Genomic DNA, 20,583 nt, shown 5'->3' on the forward strand with positions numbered 1-20,583 from the left:
ATGCCGAACAGGACTAGGGAAACCACGTAGGATAGGTCGGACTTGACGCAATTGAGTTCTTCGGGAAGCTTAGAAGGCATTTTCGACTGGATGAGATTACGATGTTCAAACTACTTCGCCGCCTATTTCAGCGGCCTCGCAATCAGCCTGAACCCCCTGACCCCATATCGCCCAGAAGTTTCTCTCAATCTATCCCGGCGAAACCTATTCGAGTCGAAGACACAAGGCCGCCTTCCCGCGTCTCCACGACCAAAAGTCTCGAAGGGAAATGCTATGTGATCGACGGGGACACGATAGTTATCAGTGGAACCAAGATCAGGATCGCAGGAATCGATGCTCCCGAGCTTGATCACCCTTGGGGGAAAAGATCGAAATTCGTTTTGGTCAACATGTGCAAAGGCAAGATCGTCACCGCCGAAATCACGGAGGACATATCTTATGATCGGATCGTGGCCAAATGCACATTGCCGGACGGCACCGATATTGCAGCGGAACTGGTGAAACAAGGGCTCGCCTTGGACTGGCCGAAATTCTCTGGGGGTAAATACGGCCACCTCGAACCAGAAGGTGTGAGGAAAAAGCTGTGGCGCGCCCACGCCCGTCAAAAAGGAGCCATGCGAGCTTTCAATTCATAGCCTCTTGCGCCTCAATGCCCCTCGTGAGAGCTGCATCCCCCATGAACCACCCCTTTTTCTTCGGCTACGGCAGCCTCGTGAACCGTGCCACGCATGACTATCCTTCGGCGACGCCTGCGTCGGTGGCGGGCTGGCGCCGGGTCTGGCGCCACACTGGGCTGCGCCCCGTTGCGTTTCTGTCCGTAGAACCCTGCGCCACGACCGAGATCTCCGGCCTCATCGCGCAGGTGCCCGGAGGCGACTGGGCAGCGCTGGACGCCCGTGAGGCCGCCTACGACCGGCTCGATGCCACCCATCAGGTTCGCCATGACTTGCCCGCCCCCGCGCCTGTCGCGATCTATTCTGTCGCACGGGCACACCGAGCGCGCACCGAGGATCGGCATCCGATCCTGCTAAGCTACCTCGACGTGGTCGTTCAGGGATTCGCGCGCGAGCATGGGGAGGCCGGCGTCGCCGACTTTTTTGCGACGACGGATGGCTGGGATGGTCCGGTCTATGATGATCGGGAAAATCCGCTCTATCCTCGCCATCAGATCCTCAGCGCCGAAGAACGCGCGCTGGTAGACGAACACCTCACACGCCGCAAGGTCCTCATTATAGATGAGGCCCCCGCGCTCATGCGGTCAGTTCAACCCTTGCCCGCCCCCTGAGGACGGCTCCAAACGGATTGGATCATCCCCGCGCGCGGATCACCTGCAACAGCGGGAGCACCTTGCTCATGTCCGGCCCGTTCGCCCGGCCGGTCAGCGCCTTGCGCAGCGGCATGAACAGCCCCTTGCCCTTGCGCCCCGTCGCGTCCTTGACCGCAGCGGTCCAGGTTCCCCAAGTGCTTTCGTCGTGCGGACCTTCGGGCAGCAAGCTGAGCGCCTCGGCGATGAAGGCCTCATCTTCGGCGTCGATCAACGGCTCGGCCCCGTCGCGGAACAAGGCCCACCATTCTTCAAGGTCGTGCCGCGTGGTGATGTTGTCACGCGTAACGGTCCAGAAACGTTCGGCTTGGTCCGCAGGCACGCCCAGAGTCTCGATCTCGGCTTTCACTGCGGGGAATTCCGTCTTTTGCAAGACATGGGCGGTCAGCGGGAAAAGATCCTCCACGTCGAACTTTGTCGGCGCAGACCCGAAATGGTCCAGATCGAAGCCTTCCGCAATCTCCTCGAGGGAGGAGAAGACCTCAACCGGCTGGCTGGAGCCCAGCCGCGCCATAAGCGAAAGCAGCGCCATCGGCTCCACCCCGCGTTCGCGTAGATCGCGCAGCGCCAGAGTGCCAAGCCGCTTGGACAGGGCCTCACCTTGCGGTCCGGTCAGCAAGGAATGGTGGGCAAACTGCGGAACATTGCCCCCCAGCGCGCTGATGATCTGAATCTGCGTCGCGGTGTTGGTCACGTGGTCGGAGCCGCGCACCACATGCGTCACACCCATCTCGGTGTCGTCCACCACGGAGGCAATCGTATAGAGCACCTGCCCGTCCGCGCGGATCAGAACCGGGTCCGAAACGGACGCCGCATCAATGGAGATATCCCCGAGGATGCCGTCGGCCCATTCGATCCGCTCCTGATCGAGCTTGAAACGCCAGAACCCGTCGCCTCGCTCCGCCCGCAGCCTGGCCTTCTCTTCGTCCGAAAGTGCCAGAGCGGCGCGGTCATAGACCGGCGGCTTGCCCATATTGAGCTGTTTCTTCCGCTTGAGATCAAGCTCCGTCGGGGTCTCGAAACACTCATAGAACCGGCCCATGTCGCGCAAACGCTGCGCGGCATCCTCGTAGCGGTCAAGCCGTTCCGACTGCCGCTCCACCCTGTCCCATGTCAAGCCCAGCCATTCGAGGTCTTCCTTGATGGCGTCGACATAGTGCTCCTTGGAGCGTTCAGGATCCGTGTCATCGATCCGCAGGATGAACTGCCCGCCGGCCTTGCGCGCGATCAGGTAGTTGAAAAGCGCAGTGCGCAGGTTGCCGACATGAATGAAACCGGTGGGCGACGGGGCAAAACGGGTGGTGGTCATCGGATAGCCTCCTGTTGCGCGCTCCATTCCACAGCGACCCGGTTTTGTCCAGCAGGGGCGGCATTTCCGTCAAATGCAACTCTTAACTTGGCGGAAAGATGAGGTCGCTAACGCTGAGCGCTGAAAAATCGTGGTGACCATGTCAAACGCCGTTCCAATCTTCCTCGCGCTGGCCCTCAGCTTCGGCGCGCCGCTTCTGTCGCTCGCGGCTCTTCCCGCCGCCACGACGGAAGAGGGCCCCGTGCTCGTGGTCGGGGCGCCGTGGCGTGATCTGACTGAATTGGTCCGTGCGAGCGGTGCCCGGCCCATCGGACCGGTACAGGCCCCCTTCGCGGTTCTCGCCGATGCCGACGCCGGTGCACGCGAGCGCCTTGCCAGTAGTCATACCTGGGCCGTTCTGCCGGCCCGGGCTCTAGCCAAACTGTGCGGAGCATAGATCAATGCCGACTGAAACTCATCAACCACGCGACAGCGCCCGTACGGCTCTCAAGGCCTTGGCACTTTGCGCTATGGCCGGCCCCTTTCACACCGTTGGCGCGGCGGTTTTCGCAGGCAACGATATACTGCCGATCCTTCTGGCCTCACTCGCTCTATCCGGGTTCGCACTTGCCGCCCTCAGGCTCAGCCCCGCCTCCGGGCGTATGACGGTCGCACTGGCAAATGTCGGGCAGATCATGGTTTTGACCGCGGCCTTCGCCGGGCACCCGTGGCAAATCGACAGCCACATGGCCTATTTTGCGACCCTTGCGATGTTGATCGCCCTGATGGATTTCTCGGTGGTCCTCGCTGCGGCGGCCGCGGTGGTCGTGCAGCACCTCGGCCTGACGGTTCTGCTTCCGGTGCTCATCTATCCCGATGGCGATCTCTTCGGGAACGTCGCCCGGACCTTGATGCACGGCGCAATCGTGGCGGTCGAAGTCGTCGTCATCGTGGTGACGATCCGCACAATGCGCCAGCTGAACCGCGACAATGCCGAACAGCTCGCACATGCTGAACAGATGTCTGCCGAGATGGCCCGCGAGAAAGCCGACGCAGAAAACGCGCGCGCACTTGCGGAAAAAGCCGAAGCCGATGCCATGAAATCGCTGGAAGAGTCCCGCCGCGCCACCGCTCGGGCGGACGAAGAGCGTTTGCGCAAGGAAGCAGCCGAGGCCGACGCCAAGCGCCGCGACGCCGAAGTCATGGCCCACCGGGAGCGCACCGCGGCGGAGCTTCGCAAGGTGATGGAGGAGTTGCGCTTCGGCCTTAGCCAGCTTGCCGATGGCCGGCTCGATATTCGCATCGAATCGCCCTTCCCGGAGACCTACGAAGCGCTTCGCATGGACTTCAACACGACGATGGAGGGCCTCGCCCAGACGATCGGGGACGTGACCGCCCACATTCTCTCGGTCGAAACCGATGTCCGGAGCATCAGCGAGACAACGACAAACCTTTCGGATCAGACCGAATCGCAGTCGAGCAGCCTGCAGAGCACGTCGAGTTCCATCGACGCCCTCACCACGGCGGTGCAGCACGCGGCGGCGCAGGCGCGGGAGGCCAACGAAAAGGTACGCTTCGCCCGGCAAAGCGCCAATGATGGGGAACGCATCGTGGGCGATGCCGTCGCCGCCATGCGCGGGATCGAAGAAGCCTCGCAGCAGATTTCCCAAGTCACCTCTTTGATCGACGATATCGCGTTCCAGACGAGCCTTCTGGCGCTTAACGCCGGGGTCGAAGCGGCCCGCGCGGGAGAAGCCGGCAAGAGCTTTGCCGTCGTTGCCTCCGAAGTTCGGGATCTGGCGTTGCGCTCTTCGGATGCGGCGCGAGAAATCGGCACGCTGATCGCACAAAGCGATGCACAGGTGAAAAACGGCGTTTCACAAGTGGAGCGCACCGGCGAGGCCCTTGAGGGGATCATCGCCAACGTGGCCGACATCGCCACGCTCATCGACGGCGTGCAATCCTCGGCGGAAACGCAATCCACCGGGATCTCCGCGATCAATGAAACCGTGTCGCAGATCGGTAGCGCCACTCAGCACATCGTCGCCGTGTTCGAGGAAACCTCCGCCGCAAGCATTTCGGTGAGCAACGATGTCATGCATCTGCGCTCTCTCGTCAGCCAGTTCAGAGTGACCCCAACCAAAGCCCATGAGCGCCGGGACGCGAAAGCGTCCTGACGACCTAGCTGGGATCGCGCCAGCGGTTGACGATCGGATAGCGCCGGTCGAGCCAGAATGCACCCTTGCTGAGCCGCGTGCCGGGCGCGGATTGAAACCGCTTGTACTCACTGAGATAGAGCAACCGCTCCACCTGTTTCACGACCTCCCGATCATAGCCCGCCGCCACACAATCGGAGACCGAAGCCTCCTGATCCACCAGCAGGTCAAGAATGCCGTCTAGGATATCGTAGTCCGGCAAGCTGTCGCTGTCCTTCTGGTCTTCCCGCAACTCGGCCGATGGGGGCTTGTCGATGATCGCCGTGGGGATCACCTCGCCCGCAGGGCCGTTCATCCACGGGTGGTGGTGTGTGTTGCGCCAGCGTGAAATCTCGAACACCCGCGTCTTGTAGAGATCCTTGATCGGATTATAGCCACCCGCCATGTCGCCATAGATCGTCGCATAGCCCACGGCCACTTCGGACTTGTTCCCGGTCGTCAGGAGCATCTCACCGAACTTGTTCGACAGCGCCATCAGAAGCAAACCGCGAATGCGCGATTGTATGTTTTCTTCCGTGAGGTCCGGTTTCAGCCCCTCAAATAGGGGCGCAAGCGTCTCCGTCACCGCGCCGCGCACCGCACCGATGGGCACAGTCTCATAGTGACACCCCAAAGCCTCTGCCGCCGCCCGCGCGTCCGTCAATGACCCCTCCGAGGTGTATTCCGATGGCAGCATGACACAGCGCACGTTCGCAGGGCCCAGCGCATCGACGGCAATTGCCGCCACCAGCGCGCTATCGATCCCGCCAGACATTCCCAAGAGCACCTTGGTGAACCCGGTCTTGCGGCAATAATCCCGCAAAGCCAGAACCATCGCGTTGTAATCCTGCTCCAGCGCGCCGGGATGAACCGCAACCTCGCCGGGAAGGATACGCCAACCGTCCGCCTCACGCGCCAGATCGAGATGCGCGATCCCCTCCTCGAACACGGGCATCTGCATGGCCAGTGCGCCGCCGGGGTTAAGCGCAAAGCTTGCCCCGTCGAACACCTGATCATCCTGCCCGCCCACCATGTTGAGATAGATCAACGGCAAACCCGTCTCTACCACACGGGAAACCATGTGGTTGAGCCGTACCTCCTGTTTTTCGCGGTAGTAGGGGGAGCCATTGGGAACGAGCAGGAATTCGGCCCCCGTCTCGGCCAGCGTCTCTGCGACATCCTCAAACCACGCATCCTCACAGATCGGGCTGCCGATCCGGACACCATTGATGCTGTAGGGCCCCATGATCGGGCCGGAGTCAAAGATCCGCTGTTCGTCGAAAACTGTCTCGTTGGGCAAGTGATGCTTGAGCACCGTCGCGCCGATCCGCCCCCCGTCGAGCACGTAGTAGGCGTTGAAGAATTCCGCCCCCTCCAGCGCCGGGCCGCCAATCCCGAGCGCCGGCCCCTCGGCACATTCGCGCGCCAGCGTCTCGATCGCGGCGATGGCTGCCTGATGGACCACGGGTTTGCGCACCAGATCCTGCGGGTTGTAGCCAAGGATGAACATCTCCGGCAGCGCCACGAAATCCGCCCCGGCCTCGCGCCCGGTCTCCCATGCGGCACGGGCCTTGGCCGCGTTTCCTGCGATGTCTCCCATCACCGGGTTCAGTTGCGCCAGTGTGAGCCTGAATGTGTCGGCCATGGCCTGCCTCTCCTGTGTCTTGCGGCTCTTTATCAGATTGGCCCGCCGGGAAAACCCGCTTCGGGCAAAAGAGATTGCCCCTCCCATGTCCGTCGATTACCGTGCGGCCCATGCGATTGATATCCGACCGGTCCGGGCAGTTCGAAATCGACAAGAAACGGTGACAGGCATGCGAAAGACAATAGCGGTTGGCGCGCTCCTCATGGCGCTTCCCGTCGCGCTCGCGGCGCAGGACGATACGGTCCTCACGAAGCAATACGACGATGGCGGTGTCTATGAAGGCACGTTCAAAGGGGGCCTGCAACACGGCACCGGCACCTATCGCCTTCCCAACGGCTATGAATACACCGGTGACTGGAATGAGGGCAAAATCCAAGGCGAGGGCGTCGCGCGCTTTCCCAACGGATCAGTCTATGAAGGCGAATTCCTGGACGGCAAGCCCGAAGGTCAGGGCAAGATCACCTTCGCCGATGGCGGCACTTTCGAAGGAAGCTGGAGCGACGGCAAGATCAACGGCGAGGGTGTCGCCGTCTATGCCGATGGCTCCCGCTATGAAGGCGGCTTCAGCAACGCCCAGCATCACGGCACGGGGCGGCTCGAAAGCCCCTCCGGTTATATCTACGAAGGCGATTGGGCCAACGGCGTCAAGCATGGCGAGGGCCGCATCACCTATCCCGACGGATCTGTCTATGAAGGCAGCATCGTCGAGGGAGAGCGCGAGGGCACCGGCACCCTCACCATGGCCGATGGCATGACCTATGTGGGCGACTGGGCCGACGGACAGATCGACGGCACCGGAACGCTCACCCAACCCAATGGCGATGTCTACGAGGGCGAGCTGTCCGCAGGGCGCCGGCAGGGACAGGGGCGCGTCACCTATGCCAATGGAGATGTCTACGAAGGTGGGTTCGAGGATGATCGCCGGCAGGGCGAAGGCCGCTTCACCGGGACTGACGGATATGTCTATTCCGGCGCGTGGTCCGATGGGAAGATCGAGGGCGAAGGTCAGGTCACCTATCCCGACGGATCGGTCTATACCGGCCACTTCAGCGACGACCTCGCCGATGGGATTGGCCGCATCGTTTACCCGGCGGGCAACAGCTATGAGGGTGATTGGGAACGCGGCGTCATCTCTGGCAAGGGCCGCGCCGAATACGCCAATGGCGTCGTCTACGAAGGCAGCTTCAAAGACGCCAGAAACCATGGCTTCGGCATCATGACCTATGCAGATGGCTATCGGTATGAGGGGAACTGGGCCGAGGGCCAGCGTTCCGGCGCGGGCAAGGCCACCTATCCCGACGGAACCGTCTATGAGGGCAATTTCGCAGGCGGGCTGCGCCACGGCGAGGGCAAGATCACGATGCCCGACGGATTCGTCTATGAGGGCGCGTGGCAAGAGGGCGAAATCACCGGACGCGGAACCGCAACCTATGCCAATGGCGATGTCTATGAGGGCATGTTCGAGGGCGGCAAGCGTCAGGGCGAAGGCACGATGCGCTACTCTACGGGCGAGGAAGTGACCGGCATCTGGGACAACGGCGTTCTGACCGACTGACCCTTCAGGCGCGCCGGATCACTCCGGCCCGCCGCAACCAGCGTCCTTTCACGGATCAGGGTACCGATACACTCTCGGAGTCAGAATGTGACACGGTGCACTTTCACCCCAGCAGGTGAAAAGGCCATGTCTGTTTCGCTGTCAGTTACGATGTGGGCAATTTGGTCCAACCCACAAATGGCAACGCGGCTCTCGGCGCCGATCTTGCTGGCATCGCACAGCATTATACAGGTGGCCGAACATCCGATCATCTTGCGTGCTACTTCCGCCTCGTGGAGTTCGTAGTCGGTCCCGCCCCGCGTCAGACTGAGACCTACCGGGCCAATGACCGCAAAGTCCGCCAGGAACCGGTCGATTTCCGATAAGGTCAACTCCCCGAAAGTCGCTGGCACCTCACCATGCGGCCTGCCACCCAGCAACAGCACGTCGACACCCTCTGAAGGGGCAAGTATTTGGGCGATCTCGATGCAGTTTGTAATGACGCGCAGTTCGATGCGGCGCACCAACTCTAAGGCGAATGCCCGAGTGGTCGTGCCGGCATCCACGAAAACAGTCGAACCGGGCGGGATCAACTCTGCTGCGCGGCGGCCGATGGCCAGCTTTGCCTCTGCTCTCTCCGCCAATCTGTCCCGGAATGCCGGTTCGGGGCGCACATCCTTCACCACGGGCACTGCGCCGCCATGAACGCGGGTCAAACTGCCACGGCGATCCAGTTCCAGGAGGTCACGCCGTATCGTCTCTCGGGATACGGCAAACCGCTCAGCTAGCGCATTCGTCTGTACTTTGCCGTCCCGGAGCAGATCCGCGAGAATCTGTGACTGCCGCTCATGCGACCACATGGTCGTGGTCTCGTTTTCTGCTGACATCATGCTCCGGTGCTCCTCTCAGCCAGGCTCCCTTTCCAATGCTGTAGGCACGCACCCTCCGAAGTCCACACAAAAACACAGGTCATGTGGATCTTAGACTGATTTAGACTTAAGTTCGCCCAATCAACCACCAAACAAGGGCAAAGCTTGCCGATTTATTTGGCATAAGTTGCTTTTTATTGCTTATGCTTGGATTTGATTGTGCATTTACGACCGACTCGCCGCTAATGGTTTCAACACCGGCCGAAATGGCCACTTAGGAACCAACAAGAGGGTCACATGCTCGACCTCGCAGCAGCACTAGAATTCGCGCAAACCGCCGCCGATGGCGCGAGCAAGCTCGCACTAAGCCATTTCCGTCAAGCACTTAGTGTGGAGCATAAGGCGGATGATAGCCCGGTTACCATCGCTGATCGCGGGATAGAAACGTTCCTGCGTGACCGCATTTCCGCACACTACCCGGATCACGGAATCTACGGCGAAGAGCATGGCACTGAGGGGCTAGACCGCCGCTTCGTTTGGGTGATCGATCCAATCGACGGGACCAAGAGCTTCGTTACCGGCCATCCCCTTTTCGGTGGATTGATGGCACTGTTGGACGACGGCACACCGCGACTTGGCCAAATCGACATGCCAGCGACTGGAGAAAGATGGTGTGGCGTCGAGGGTCAGCGCAGCACACTCAACGGTTCACCCATTCGAACCAGCGGGTGCACCGATCTCGCCCAAGCCTACGCCTACACTACCGACCCGATGCTTTTCAGCGGCCCCCGTGCGCCGATCTTTACCATGTTGCGCGACCGCGTGAGGCTGCTTCGGTTTGGCGGAGATTGCTACAACTATGCCCTCCTTGCATCCGGCTACTGTGATCTTGTGCTGGAATGTGGGCTGGAACCCTATGACTACCTGCCTGTCGTCCAGATCGTCCAAGGCGCGGGGGGCTGCATCTCCGACTGGCACGGCAACTCTCTGCACACCGGGTCTTCGGGCGACGTCGTCGCCTCGGCAAGTCCTTACCTTCACTCGCAAATTCTCGACGAATTGGCGCGCCTGCGCGCCACCCAAGCGGCCTGAAGCTGCTCAACAATAAAACTCGAAAAAATGAACCGACAGGAGAAGAAAATGGATAGAAGAACCTTCCTTCGAAATTCCGCGATGGCCGGACTTGGGGTCGGCGCAGTACAACTGAACACCAGCCTGCTGGTAGGCCCGGCGATGGCTCAAGCAAGCCGCCCGCTTGTCTTCCTGTCGGCCGAAAACATTACCGGCAACTGGGATCCGATGGCCCATACCACCCTGTCGCAGTTCAATATCGAAGGCTTCGTTATGGGGTTTCTGACGCGCGCGCCGATGATGCCCGAGAACCCCGATGAGGTCGTCTACGAACTTGCGACCGAATTGAATCTTCTTGATGCCACGCACCTTGAGATCAAGCTGCGCGAGGGCGTGACGTTTCACGATGGCGAGCCATTCAGCGCCAAGGATGTAAAGGCCACGTTCGAATACGGCGCTCAGCCGGAACGGGCACGTCAGGTATATCCCGGCTTTGCCGACACTTTCGAAGTGACAACGCCGGATGACTACACGGTGATCGTGGACACCACAAAGGGTGGCTACGGCGCGGCGATGTTCATCTTCCTCGCCTCATACCTCCCCATCTTGTCGACGAAGGACATCGCAGGTGGCCCGCAAGGAGTGCTGAACCAACGCCTGAACGGCACTGGACCCTTCAAGTTCGTCGAACAGCGCGGCAACGACACGGTCATGGAGGCGTTTCCTGACTACTTCCGCGGCGCTCCGCAAATTCCGGGCGTTACCTTCTCCTATGTAGGCGATGCCACCACTCGGATGCTTTCTCTGATGAACGGCCAGGCTGACGTCATCGAACGCCTGGAGCCCGAGCAAGTCGACACACTGAGCAAACAGGACGACATCGTTTTGAACCGAGCGGTTTCGGTCGAGAACAAGTACCTGTGGTTCCGCTGCTCGAAGCCGCCGTTTGACAATCCGCTAGTGCGCAAAGCCGCGGCTCACGCGATCGACCGCTCGCTCATTCTGGAAATCATGGGTACCGCAGGCGAGCCTTCCTCGAACTTCGTATCGCCGATCAAGTTTGGCTACGCGGATTTGGACAACTACCCCGAGTACGACCCAGAAGAGTGCCAGAGGCTGCTGGCAGAGGCTGGCTACCCCGGCGGCGACGGGCTTCCGGATCTCGAATACATCACCTCGACCGGTTTTTATCCCAAGACCAAGGAATACGGCGAGGTCATCACGGCCCTCTTGCAGGAACAGGGCTTCCCGGTAACGTTGAACGTGATGGAAACCGCCGCCTGGAACGAGCGGCTATATGACCGTCCCGGTGGCGGCCCCGGCCACATGATCGACTGTGGTTGGACTTCGGCATCGCCCGAACCCGATCTGGTTCTGCGGACCCATTTCCATTCCACGTCGAAGCGGATCTGCGGCATCGAGGATGCGGAGATCGACGCCGCGCTTGATGAAGAGCGCGACGCGCCCGACCTCGAAGCGCGCCGAGAGAGCCTGCAGACCAATCTCATGCCGATGCTCGCCGACAAGGTTCCCGCATATAGCCTGTTCACTTCGGTGCTCATGCATGGCGTACGGGCCGATGTGCAGGATCTCTTCATCTATCCGGACGGCACGGCTGATGCCTCCCGGACCACGATGAGCTGATCCATCAAAAGGGGGCGGCATAGCCCCCTTTTTCCTCTCCTGACCACCCGGAGGTGCCCATGTCACTCGTCAGATATCTTGCCAGACGACTTGCGCAGGGAGCGCTGATCGTCTTCCTCGTATCGGCGCTGATCTTCACTTTGCTGAGGGTTGTGCCCGGCGATCCTGTACGACTTATGGCTGGCGGAATGGCCCCAGAGGCGCTGATCGAGGAGATCGCTGCCGACATGGGTTTGCGAGATCCGATCTACGTACAGTTCGGCCGCTATGTTGCGGGCATCTTGCAGGGTGATCTCGGTCAAAGCTTTGTGCGGCCTGCGAACGGAGCCGCCGTGGGTGGGGCCAGTTTCGACGATAGCACCCGCGGGGAAAGGGCCAAGGTCTGGTCATTGATCGCGAATTCCGCGCCCATGACCCTGCAATTAGCCCTTCTCGCGATGATCTTCGCGCTTGTCATTGCGCTGCCAATCGGCGTCTGGGGCGGGCTGAGGCCGGGTGCGTGGCCGGACCGGTTTGCCCTATACATATCTTCTGTCTTCGTCAGCCTGCCGAACTTTTGGCTTGGCATCGTTCTTGCACTGCTCCTTTCGGTAAAGCTGCAACTAGTTCCTGCCATCGGATACAACGGGTTCGCCTATACGATCCTGCCGGCCTTCGTTCTGGCAATCGAGATCGCCCCATTCATCATTCGCACCCTGACCGTTTCGGTCGCAGGCGTCATGAGCCAGAGCTTCATCGACATTGCTGCGGTCCGAGGACTGACCAGAAATCAGATCGTGTTTCGCCATGTAATGAAGAATTCAGCGGTGCCTCTCCTAAATCTGTTGGGCGTTCAGTTTTCGATGTTGCTCGGCGGCGTTCTGGTGATCGAGTTCATCTTTGATTACCCGGGCCTCGGCCTGCTCACGATCAACGCCGTGATGCAGCGGGATTTCCCGCTCATCCAAGGCATCGCCATCGTCACCGCCGCCGCTTTCGTCCTGATAAACATCGTCGTCGACCTTGCTGCGACGACCATCGATCCGAGGCTCGAATACTGATGAGCGCCATAGACATCTCCCCCCCTGCCCCGAGCCAGGCCCGCGCGAAGAAAATCTCTGCACGCATATGGTCCGAGGCGTTTTCCTCTATCGAATTCCGTATCGGACTGATCGTCTTTGCGCTTCTCGTAGCCGCCGCGGGGCTCTACCCGTGGATTTCCGATATCGACCCGACGAAGATGAACATACGCGGCAAACTCTCGCCGCCCGTGATGATGGGCGAAGGTTGGAGCTGGGCACATCCACTGGGGACCGATCAACTGGGTCGCGACATGCTCGCACGAACTCTGGTGGGTCTCCGCTATTCGCTTCTCATCGGGATCTCGACGACGATCCTGATGGTGGCGGTCGGCGCGATGGTCGGCTTGTTTGCCGGTTACTTCGGGAAACGCATAGACACGATCCTGATGCGTTTGACCGACGCGCAGCTTTCCGTCCCCATGATCATCCTCGCGATCACAATCCTGGGCGTATCACGCCCCACCATTCCGTCGATCATACTCGTCTTGGGATTGGCCGGTTGGCCGGTCTATGCCCGTGTGATGCGATCCACCGTCATGGCCGAACGCAAGAAGGAATTCGTCAGGGGCGCCATGGTGCTCGGCGCTACCGATTGGCGGATCATGTTCACCCTGCTGCTGCCTTTGGTCCTGCCACCCATCATGTTTGTCGCGGTGCTCGACATCGCGCGAATGATGATCTTCGAATCCGTCCTTGGCTTTCTCGGGCTTGGCGTGCAGCCGCCCACACCGACCTTTGGCAACATCATCGCGGACGGACGCAAGTATTTGATGAACGCTTGGTGGATTGCCACCATGCCCGGTGTCTTCCTCGTCCTGACCTTAACCTCGGTCAACCTGATGGGGGCTTCGTTAGAACGTGCCCGCAACAAGATTTACGCAGGAGCCTGAAATGTCTCTCGATATGCTGCAGACCAAGACTCTGCTTTCCGTACGCGACCTGACCGTGACACTGACAACCGAGGGCTGTGACGTTCTCCGCGGCGTGTCCTTCGACCTCGCTCCAAGGCAGATCCTTTCAGTGATCGGTGAGAGCGGTTCGGGAAAGACTGTTTTGGCGCGGGCGCTGGCGAGTTGGTTGTCGGAGCCGCTGGAGATAACCGGTGGCGAGATCCTCTTTGAAGGGCGAAACTTGGTGGAGGACCCAGCTTTCGCCCGGCATCTCGGCGGGCGCGAGATCGCCTATGTGGGGGGGAACCCGGCTGGCGCACTGGACCCGACCATGACGGTGGGGGCGCAGCTGGTCGAGAAATTACGGGCCGTACGGCCAGAGATAAGCACGCAAGAGGCCCGCAGGAAAGCCATTCGGCTGCTCGAAGCCGTCAAGATCCCAGCGGCAGAGCGGCGGTTCCACGAGTACCCCTTCCAGTATTCGGGTGGCATGATGCAGCGCGCGATGATCGTCGACGCCCTGATGTCGGATCCGGCCCTGTTGATCGCGGACAACATCACCCAGCCTCTGGACGTAACCGTCGCCGCCCAGATCCTGAAACTCATGCGCGACCTCAATAAAGATTTCTCGACCGCTATTCTGTTCATCTGTTCCTCACTGCCAGTGGCATGTGACGCGGCTGACGAGGTTATGGTGCTGCACGGTGGCCGGGTGGTTGAACGACAGGTGCCGAGTGGACTGATCGCCAGTCCCGAGCACGCCTATACCCGCACCCTCATCGAAGAACTGCCAACTCTCTGGACAGGCACGCGGGAGAGCGCGCCCCCGCCAAGCCGGGACCAACAGGCGATCATGTCCGTGCGCGGCGTCGCCAAGCATTATGAGACCCGCGGCGCGTCGGGCAAGGCGCAGGTTCAGGCGGTCCGCAATGTGGAATTCGACGTCTTCCCCGGTGACAATTTCGGGATAGTCGGCGAATCCGGCTGCGGAAAGTCCTCGCTGATGCGTCTTCTCACCGGACTTGAGCGTCCCGACGCCGGCACGATATTCTTCGAGGACGAGAACATCGGTCAGGCCAGCCCGAAGCGACTGCGAGCGCTGCGCCGAAGATTTCAACTGGTCTTGCAAGACCCCTACGGCTCGCTTCCACCGCAAAGCCCGATTGGTGCGATCATCGAGGAGCCGTTGAAGATCCACGGGTTGGGTAATCGTGCGGAGCGCCGCGACCGGGCCCGCGCGGCAATGTCAGAGGTCGGCCTGAACGTCGCATCCTATGACAGCTTGCCCACGGGACTCTCGGCGGGGCAGCGACAGCGTCTAAATGTGGCTCGGGCCATGGTGCTTGAGCCGCGCTTACTCATCATGGATGAAACCCTTTCGGCGCTGGATCAGACCGAACAGGGCAAAATGCTGAACTTGTTCGAACGACTGCAGGCTCAGCATGGATTCACCTACATCTTCATCAGCCACGATCTCACGATGGTGCGTCAGGTGTGTTCCCGTATTGCCGTAATGTACCTTGGGGAGACCGTCGAGGTGGCCCCCAACGAGCGGCTCTTCTTCGACCCCGGTCACCCTTACACCCGTGCCTTGCTTTCGGCAGCCCCCACACTGGAGAAGCGGCGCTATCTTCCCGAGGAGTGTCTGCTCGAAGGCGAGCCGCCCTCACCCATCGACCTGCCGCCGGGATGTGCCTTTGCGGGACGATGCCCTCACGCGTTCGACCGCTGCCTGTCGGAAACGCCACGGCTGCAGACGCGCAACGCGCAGGCCCTCGCCGCCTGCCACCTTATTGACGGGGGAGTCGCGCAATGACCGATACGCTCGATATGTGCCGCATCGATGCGGGCCTCCTGTATTCGCTTATGGAAACACAGGCGCGATACGGGGACACAGGCGATGGAGGCATCGACCGGCAGGTACTCACCGACGCGCACAGGGATGTTCGGAACTGGTTCCGTGGAGAATTGGATGCCCGCGGCTACAGCGTCCTGGTGGACGATATTGGCAATCTCTTCGGTCGGATCGACCTCGCAGGCCCGGATGCTCCTTTGGTCATGGTGGGCTCTCACCTTGACAGCCAGCCGAAGGGAGGGCGCTTCGACGGAGCCTATGGTGTGGTCGCTGCACTCGCCGCGATTGAGACGCTACGCAACGAAGCAAAGACGCGGCACCTTCAGCCCTCATGCAACTTCGTTATCGTTGACTGGATGAACGAAGAAGGTGCGCGGTTTCAGCCCTCCTTGCTGGGGTCATCGGTCTATGCTGGAGGCGTGACCCGCGACTTCGCTCTCAGCCGCGAAGACAGCGACGGCAAGACAGTAGAGAGTGAGTTGCGCCGGACCGGCTATATGGGATCCGACGCCGCGCCGCAGTCGGACATCTACCTCGAAATTCATATCGAAGGCGATGTCAAGATGGAGAAAGCCGCGGCTCGGATCGCGCCCTTCGTACGTCACTGGGGCGCGCTGAAGCTACGTATCGAAGTCAGGGGTGAGCAAAACCATACCGGCCCCACCCCCATGGAGGCTCGCCGCGATGCGTTGCTGGGCGCGGCCCGCATCATCACCGAGGTGCGTGCGCTTGCCGACAAGGCAGACGATACGCTCTACACCTCCGTAGGTCGGCTCGATGTATCGCCCAATTCTCCAAATATCGTGCCCGGCAACGCGGTCCTCTTTAGCGAACTTCGCGCGCCCGAACCGGAGATACTGGAACGGGCCGAAGCTGAATTGCGCAGCGCACTACCCGCGATTGCAAAGGCCTCCGCCGTCGAGGTGGAAATCGTATCGGTTGACCGCCGGCCCGCTGGCAAGTTCGACTCCCGCCTCGTCGAGCTGACCGAACAGGTCGCGCGCGATTTCGATCTGCCGACCATGCAACTCGACACGACCGCCGGCCACGATGCGGTGGCGGTGAACGCAATCATGCCGTCCCTCGTTTTCGCGGTTCCTTCCGTGGGCGGGGTAATTCACCGGAACGACGAATACACCGCCCCCGAAGATATCGCCGCCGGAGGCGACGTCTTGGTGGAAATGCTGCGCCGGATCGACGCCGCCCGCGGCGACCTCGACAGACTGGGAGAGAGCATATGACCGACCTCGTCACCGATGCCATGTTGGCAGAAACATTGAGCGCCGCCGGACTGGACCCGCGGGATGCGCGCCCCGGCCCAGAAGCACTGGCCTCGCCCAGCTATCGGGCTTTGGAAAGCCAATCGGCTTTCGTGGGCGAAACCTTCGTCAAACGCATGCATCCGGAAATGATGCCCTGGTTCGATCTGGATCTGGCCTTGCGCGGCGCCGCCACATCCTTGGCGGGACCAAAAGTGGTGTGGGGTGATGCCGCGACCGGTGCCATAGCCATGCAGGCAGCGCCAGAAAACTGGGTTACCGCGCGGCAGCACCATCTACAGGATGCGGATACGATGGCCGCCATCGTCGCTGCGCTCAAGACGCAGCATGCCGGTCCTGCCCTGCCTACCCGTTTCGACCCATTCGCACTGATCGACCGGGTGATCGAAGAACACGGCGCAAGACGCATCCCGTTGCCGGACGACATCCTGTATCTGCGTCGCCTGATTGCTCAGGCCGAAGGGCTGGCCAACGCCTCGGTCCTTGTCCCCTGCCGCAACGACGGTAGCGCCTCCAACATCCTGCTGGGACCGGACAATGCCGTGTGGCTGGTAGATTTCGATCGATGCGGCATGAACGACCCGCTCTACGACTTGGGCGTCCTGATGGCGGAAGTCACCGATCTGGAAACCGACATGGCCACTGCGTTTACCGCTTACTACGGCACCTTCGACCCCGTGAACTTCGCCCGCGCACGGTTGTGGTCGCACGTGGATGATCTGCTGCACGCACTTTGGGCGCGTCTGATGGCCCACATTTCTGAGCGGAATACTGTGGAATGGCTGAAATACGGCGAGTGGCGGTTGTTGCGCTTGCGAATGATGCTCCGTCATCCGGCCTTCGAAGAGAAATTACGCATAACGGAGGTGGCGGCATGATGATGAAACCCCTTGGCTCTGCGGTACACGCAATGGAGCAGACCATCGAACTGGTCATCAAAGACGCGCCGCTGTTCGGTGGCGGCGTGGGCATCACCTATGGCCCTGTATCGGGGGGGATTTCGAACGAGAACTGGCGTGTCCGGCACGTTGATGGCGGAGATTGGTTCGTAAAGGTACCGGGCAACGGCACAGAAATGTTCATCGACCGCGCAGCCGCAATGGACGCCTCGCGCAAGGCCGCCGCCGCCGGCCTCGGCCCTCGGGTACACGACGATCTTGCCGATAGGGGTGTAGAGATCAACGACTTCCTTCCCGACCGTCGAGCCACCACTCATTCGGACTTCATTGATATCGACAAATGCCGGGCCGCGATTGCCGCCTATCGGACCATGCACTCCCTCCCGTCATTGGGTTTGACCAAGACGATCTTCGACATGATCGACGAGCATGCAGGCCAGGTCGCAACTCTTGGCGGACGGCACTATCGCGAGAACGTCTGGCTGATGCTGAACACCAGCATGGCGCGGGAGGCAATCGAGGCGTCTGGCTACGACCTTGTGCCCAGTTTCAACGACCCGATGCCCGGCAACTTCATGATCGGGGAGGATGGATCGATCATGCTGATCGACTACGAATATTGCTCCATGAATGATCGTTGCTATGATCTGGGTATCTGGTTCGGTGAGATGTTCTTTTCCCCTGAGAAGGAGCTTGAACTGATCGAGGCCTACTTCGGTGAGGTTCGCCCCGAGATCGTCTCCCGCGTGATCGTTCACAAGGCTCTGGCGGATGTGAAATGGGCATTGTGGTCAATGGTACAGATGAAGGTCTCACGGCTGGAATTCGACTTCCACAAATATGGCATGTGGAAAAAGATGCGAGCCCGGTCGATCATGGAAGACCCCGATTGGGCGACTCATCTCCGGAGGCTGTGATGGCCACATACTCTGGTACGGTACGCGGCGAGCGTTTTACCTTCAACTCGCTCGCGCGGCTTCTGGCGGCAGCTACGCCGGAGAAATCTGGTGATCAACTGGCCGGGGTTGCCGCATCCTCTGCGCGAGAGCGTGTCGCGGCTCGGCGCGCGCTGGCCGATCTTCCACTGCGAACATTCCTGTCAGAGTCCGTAGTACCCTATGAAATCGATGCCGTTACACGGCTCATAATCGACAGCCACGACGAAGCCGCCTTCACGCCCTTCTCGTCGATGTGCGTGGGCGATCTCCGCGACTGGTTGCTCGGGGATATGGCCGACACCATGAGCCTGCAGCAGGCTGCCGCTGGCTTCATCCCCGAAATGGTCGCCGCAGTCAGCAAGCTCATGAGGAATCAGGACCTGATCCGCGTTGCGCGCAAATGCGAGGTGGTGACCGCCTTCCGCAACACTTTGGGGGGGCGCGGTACCCTCTCCACGCGGCTCCAGCCCAATCACCCGGCGGATGATCCTCGCGGGATCGCTGTCGCGATCCTTGATGGGCTTCTGTTTGGTGCGGGAGACGCGGTGATCGGGATCAATCCGGCGACCGATAATCTGGGCAACTGCTACGACTTGCTCTGTACTCTGGACGATATTCGCGCTCGGCTACAGATGCCGGGGCAAACCTGCGTCCTCACACATGTCACAAACGCGATGGAGTTGCTGAAGCGCGCAGCACCGGTGGATCTGATCTTCCAATCTGTCGCTGGTACCCAAGGGGCCAATGAGGGCTTCGGCGTTACTCTCGATATTCTGCAAGAGGCGTGGGAGGCTGGTTTGTCCGCGCAGCGCGGCACCATTGGCAACAACCTGATGTATTTCGAAACCGGTCAGGGAGCGGCGCTGTCTGCCGACGCGCATCACGGTGTGGATCAACAAACGCTGGAAGCGCGGGCCTATGCCGTTGCCCGCGCCTATGACCCTTTGCTCGTCAATACGGTCGTCGGGTTCATCGGTCCGGAGTATCTCTATGACGGGCGTCAAATCATCCGTGCCGGGCTGGAAGACCACTTCTGCGGCAAACTGCTTGGCCTGCCGATGGGCGTAGACGTGTGCTATACCAACCACGTTCAGGCGGATCAGGATGACATGGATGTGCTCGCCACCTTGCTGGCCAGCGCGGGGGTAAACTTCCTTATCACGGTCCCCGGCGCGGACGACGCGATGCTGGGGTATCAAAGCCTTGGATTTGAGGATCTCGCCTATCTGAGGGAGATAACCGGATCGCGCGCCGCTCCTGAATTCGAGGCATGGCTCGAGGCCGCCCATGCAGGGGGTGGCCTACTGGAAGGTCCCGGCGGCATTCTGGAAAACATGGGTTTGGTGGCATGACCCGGACCCTCTCCAAACTGTCGGAACTCACGCCCGCCCGCGTCAGGCTTGATGCGAAGGCGACCCCCTTGCCACTTCGTAACCTTCTGAACTTTCAGGAAGACCATGCCAGCGCACGGGACGCGATATTTGAAAAGGTGGATTGGACGCAACTCGAAGCGACCGTCGGCCCCTTGCACCACGTCAGGTCTCGGGCTCACTCCCGTGAGGAGTACCTGCGCCGCCCGGACCTCGGCCGGACACTTTCACGCGATGCATCGATTCCTTCAAGCAGGCCAAAATTGGCAATCGTGCTGGCGGACGGTTTGTCGCCGCCCGCTCTTGTCAGACAAGCCCCACTGGTGATCGCCGCCCTGCGGGAGCAGAATGAAGATGCCCGCGACGCCCCAGTGTTCGCGGCCTCTGAGGCCCGCGTGGCGCTTGGCGACGCGGTCGGCGAGGCCGCCGGGGCTGAAATGGTGCTTGTCCTGATCGGCGAAAGACCGGGCCTGAGCGTTTCAAGCAGTCTCGGCGCCTACCTGACATATGCTCCCCGTCCGGGCACCAGAGACAGCGCGCGCAACTGTGTCTCCAACATTCACGACAAGGGCGGATTGACAGCGGAAAAAGCGGCGTCGCGTCTCTCTTGGCTCATCGTGGCGGCCCAGAGAGCTGGCCAGACCGGAGTGGCCCTCAAAGACGAAAGCCCGGTCGATCCGTCGCTTCCCTCGCCCACGCAAGATATCAAAGAGACCTGAT

18 protein-coding genes are annotated in these 20,583 nt (G+C 60.8%); 15 read left to right on the plus strand and 3 right to left on the minus strand.

Annotation, left to right across the window (positions count from 1 at the left end):
* The first annotated feature begins 101 nt into the window (after positions 1–101).
* Positions 102–635 carry a thermonuclease family protein gene (locus tag BM234_RS06980; RefSeq protein WP_092062335.1) on the plus strand — a complete coding sequence of 178 codons (534 nt, stop codon included), beginning with the start codon at positions 102–104 and terminating at the stop codon, positions 633–635.
* A gap of 41 nt (positions 636–676) precedes the next feature.
* Positions 677–1,285, plus strand: a complete 609-nt coding sequence (locus tag BM234_RS06985) for a gamma-glutamylcyclotransferase family protein (RefSeq protein ID WP_092062338.1) — start codon at positions 677–679, stop codon at positions 1,283–1,285.
* 22 nt (positions 1,286–1,307) lie between these two features.
* Here the strand turns inward: BM234_RS06985 and gltX are convergent, their stop codons facing one another.
* Positions 1,308–2,633, minus strand: coding sequence for a glutamate--tRNA ligase (gene gltX / locus BM234_RS06990; protein ID WP_092062341.1), 1,326 nt, complete (start codon positions 2,631–2,633; stop codon positions 1,308–1,310).
* A gap of 133 nt (positions 2,634–2,766) precedes the next feature.
* On the opposite strand from gltX, the gene BM234_RS06995 reads away from it, so the two are divergent.
* Together BM234_RS06995 and BM234_RS07000 are read left to right on the plus strand one after the other, a co-directional pair.
* Complete coding sequence (locus BM234_RS06995) at positions 2,767–3,069, plus strand: hypothetical protein (RefSeq protein ID WP_217645955.1); 303 nt, start codon at positions 2,767–2,769, stop codon at positions 3,067–3,069.
* 4 nt (positions 3,070–3,073) lie between these two features.
* The gene (locus BM234_RS07000) at positions 3,074–4,789 is read left to right on the plus strand and encodes a methyl-accepting chemotaxis protein (protein WP_092062347.1); all 1,716 of its coding nucleotides are present in this window, start codon (positions 3,074–3,076) and stop codon (positions 4,787–4,789) included.
* 4 nt (positions 4,790–4,793) lie between these two features.
* Here the strand turns inward: BM234_RS07000 and BM234_RS07005 are convergent, their stop codons facing one another.
* Complete coding sequence (locus BM234_RS07005; RefSeq protein ID WP_092062350.1) at positions 4,794–6,452, minus strand: NAD+ synthase; 1,659 nt, start codon at positions 6,450–6,452, stop codon at positions 4,794–4,796.
* Between the two features lie 169 nt (positions 6,453–6,621).
* Between BM234_RS07005 and BM234_RS07010 the strand changes: the two genes are divergently transcribed.
* Positions 6,622–8,007: an MORN repeat-containing protein gene (locus BM234_RS07010; RefSeq protein ID WP_092063259.1), complete on the plus strand. Its 1,386-nt coding sequence runs from the start codon at positions 6,622–6,624 to the stop codon at positions 8,005–8,007.
* An 80-nt stretch (positions 8,008–8,087) separates the two neighbouring features.
* Here BM234_RS07010 and BM234_RS07015 read toward each other — a convergent pair whose 3' ends face one another.
* Positions 8,088–8,876 carry a DeoR/GlpR family DNA-binding transcription regulator gene (locus BM234_RS07015; protein ID WP_245752539.1) on the minus strand — a complete coding sequence of 263 codons (789 nt, stop codon included), beginning with the start codon at positions 8,874–8,876 and terminating at the stop codon, positions 8,088–8,090.
* 276 nt (positions 8,877–9,152) lie between these two features.
* On the opposite strand from BM234_RS07015, the gene hisN reads away from it, so the two are divergent.
* The 10 genes from hisN to eutC are packed head-to-tail and all read left to right on the plus strand — an operon-like array spanning position 9,153 to position 20,582.
* Positions 9,153–9,947, plus strand: a complete 795-nt coding sequence (hisN, locus tag BM234_RS07020) for a histidinol-phosphatase (RefSeq protein ID WP_092062353.1) — start codon at positions 9,153–9,155, stop codon at positions 9,945–9,947.
* Between the two features lie 48 nt (positions 9,948–9,995).
* Positions 9,996–11,570: an ABC transporter substrate-binding protein gene (locus BM234_RS07025; RefSeq protein ID WP_092062356.1), complete on the plus strand. Its 1,575-nt coding sequence runs from the start codon at positions 9,996–9,998 to the stop codon at positions 11,568–11,570.
* A gap of 59 nt (positions 11,571–11,629) precedes the next feature.
* A complete protein-coding gene (locus BM234_RS07030) occupies positions 11,630–12,610 on the plus strand; it encodes an ABC transporter permease (protein WP_092062359.1) in 981 nt (326 codons plus the stop codon).
* Positions 12,610–13,521 carry an ABC transporter permease gene (locus BM234_RS07035; RefSeq protein ID WP_092062362.1) on the plus strand — a complete coding sequence of 304 codons (912 nt, stop codon included), beginning with the start codon at positions 12,610–12,612 and terminating at the stop codon, positions 13,519–13,521. The genes BM234_RS07030 and BM234_RS07035 overlap by 1 nt, the downstream gene beginning before the upstream one ends.
* Position 13,522: 1 nt before the next feature.
* On the plus strand, positions 13,523–15,337 hold the full coding sequence (locus BM234_RS07040; RefSeq protein ID WP_092062365.1) for an ABC transporter ATP-binding protein: 1,815 nt from the start codon (positions 13,523–13,525) through the stop codon (positions 15,335–15,337).
* Complete coding sequence (locus BM234_RS07045; RefSeq protein WP_092062368.1) at positions 15,334–16,617, plus strand: Zn-dependent hydrolase; 1,284 nt, start codon at positions 15,334–15,336, stop codon at positions 16,615–16,617. Before BM234_RS07040 ends, BM234_RS07045 begins: the two co-directional genes overlap by 4 nt.
* On the plus strand, positions 16,614–17,534 hold the full coding sequence (locus tag BM234_RS07050) for a phosphotransferase family protein (protein WP_092062371.1): 921 nt from the start codon (positions 16,614–16,616) through the stop codon (positions 17,532–17,534). The genes BM234_RS07045 and BM234_RS07050 overlap by 4 nt, the downstream gene beginning before the upstream one ends.
* A complete protein-coding gene (locus tag BM234_RS07055; protein WP_092062374.1) occupies positions 17,531–18,472 on the plus strand; it encodes a choline kinase family protein in 942 nt (313 codons plus the stop codon). The genes BM234_RS07050 and BM234_RS07055 overlap by 4 nt, the downstream gene beginning before the upstream one ends.
* A complete protein-coding gene (eutB, locus tag BM234_RS07060) occupies positions 18,472–19,845 on the plus strand; it encodes an ethanolamine ammonia-lyase subunit EutB (RefSeq protein ID WP_092062377.1) in 1,374 nt (457 codons plus the stop codon). The genes BM234_RS07055 and eutB overlap by 1 nt, the downstream gene beginning before the upstream one ends.
* On the plus strand, positions 19,842–20,582 hold the full coding sequence (eutC, locus tag BM234_RS07065) for an ethanolamine ammonia-lyase subunit EutC (protein ID WP_092062380.1): 741 nt from the start codon (positions 19,842–19,844) through the stop codon (positions 20,580–20,582). Before eutB ends, eutC begins: the two co-directional genes overlap by 4 nt.
* The last annotated feature ends 1 nt before the right edge of the window (position 20,583 follow it).

The organism is Poseidonocella pacifica (genome assembly GCF_900111875.1).
Lineage (GTDB): Bacteria > Pseudomonadota > Alphaproteobacteria > Rhodobacterales > Rhodobacteraceae > Poseidonocella > Poseidonocella pacifica.

What these genes read in the sequence shown, in the direction of transcription:
- BM234_RS07025 (WP_092062356.1), top strand. Translation starts at nt 9,996, where the DNA reads ATGGATAGAAGAACCTTCCTTCGAAATTCCGCGATGGCCGGACTTGGG.
- gltX (WP_092062341.1), bottom strand. Translation starts at nt 2,633, where the DNA reads ATGACCACCACCCGTTTTGCCCCGTCGCCCACCGGTTTCATTCATGTC.
- BM234_RS07045 (WP_092062368.1), top strand. Translation starts at nt 15,334, where the DNA reads ATGACCGATACGCTCGATATGTGCCGCATCGATGCGGGCCTCCTGTAT.
- BM234_RS07050 (WP_092062371.1), top strand. Translation starts at nt 16,614, where the DNA reads ATGACCGACCTCGTCACCGATGCCATGTTGGCAGAAACATTGAGCGCC.
- BM234_RS07055 (WP_092062374.1), top strand. Translation starts at nt 17,531, where the DNA reads ATGATGATGAAACCCCTTGGCTCTGCGGTACACGCAATGGAGCAGACC.
- BM234_RS07000 (WP_092062347.1), top strand. Translation starts at nt 3,074, where the DNA reads ATGCCGACTGAAACTCATCAACCACGCGACAGCGCCCGTACGGCTCTC.
- BM234_RS07005 (WP_092062350.1), bottom strand. Translation starts at nt 6,452, where the DNA reads ATGGCCGACACATTCAGGCTCACACTGGCGCAACTGAACCCGGTGATG.
- BM234_RS07015 (WP_245752539.1), bottom strand. Translation starts at nt 8,876, where the DNA reads ATGATGTCAGCAGAAAACGAGACCACGACCATGTGGTCGCATGAGCGG.
- BM234_RS06985 (WP_092062338.1), top strand. Translation starts at nt 677, where the DNA reads ATGAACCACCCCTTTTTCTTCGGCTACGGCAGCCTCGTGAACCGTGCC.
- BM234_RS07010 (WP_092063259.1), top strand. Translation starts at nt 6,622, where the DNA reads ATGCGAAAGACAATAGCGGTTGGCGCGCTCCTCATGGCGCTTCCCGTC.
- BM234_RS07040 (WP_092062365.1), top strand. Translation starts at nt 13,523, where the DNA reads ATGTCTCTCGATATGCTGCAGACCAAGACTCTGCTTTCCGTACGCGAC.
- eutB (WP_092062377.1), top strand. Translation starts at nt 18,472, where the DNA reads ATGGCCACATACTCTGGTACGGTACGCGGCGAGCGTTTTACCTTCAAC.
- eutC (WP_092062380.1), top strand. Translation starts at nt 19,842, where the DNA reads ATGACCCGGACCCTCTCCAAACTGTCGGAACTCACGCCCGCCCGCGTC.
- BM234_RS07030 (WP_092062359.1), top strand. Translation starts at nt 11,630, where the DNA reads ATGTCACTCGTCAGATATCTTGCCAGACGACTTGCGCAGGGAGCGCTG.
- BM234_RS07035 (WP_092062362.1), top strand. Translation starts at nt 12,610, where the DNA reads ATGAGCGCCATAGACATCTCCCCCCCTGCCCCGAGCCAGGCCCGCGCG.
- BM234_RS06980 (WP_092062335.1), top strand. Translation starts at nt 102, where the DNA reads ATGTTCAAACTACTTCGCCGCCTATTTCAGCGGCCTCGCAATCAGCCT.
- hisN (WP_092062353.1), top strand. Translation starts at nt 9,153, where the DNA reads ATGCTCGACCTCGCAGCAGCACTAGAATTCGCGCAAACCGCCGCCGAT.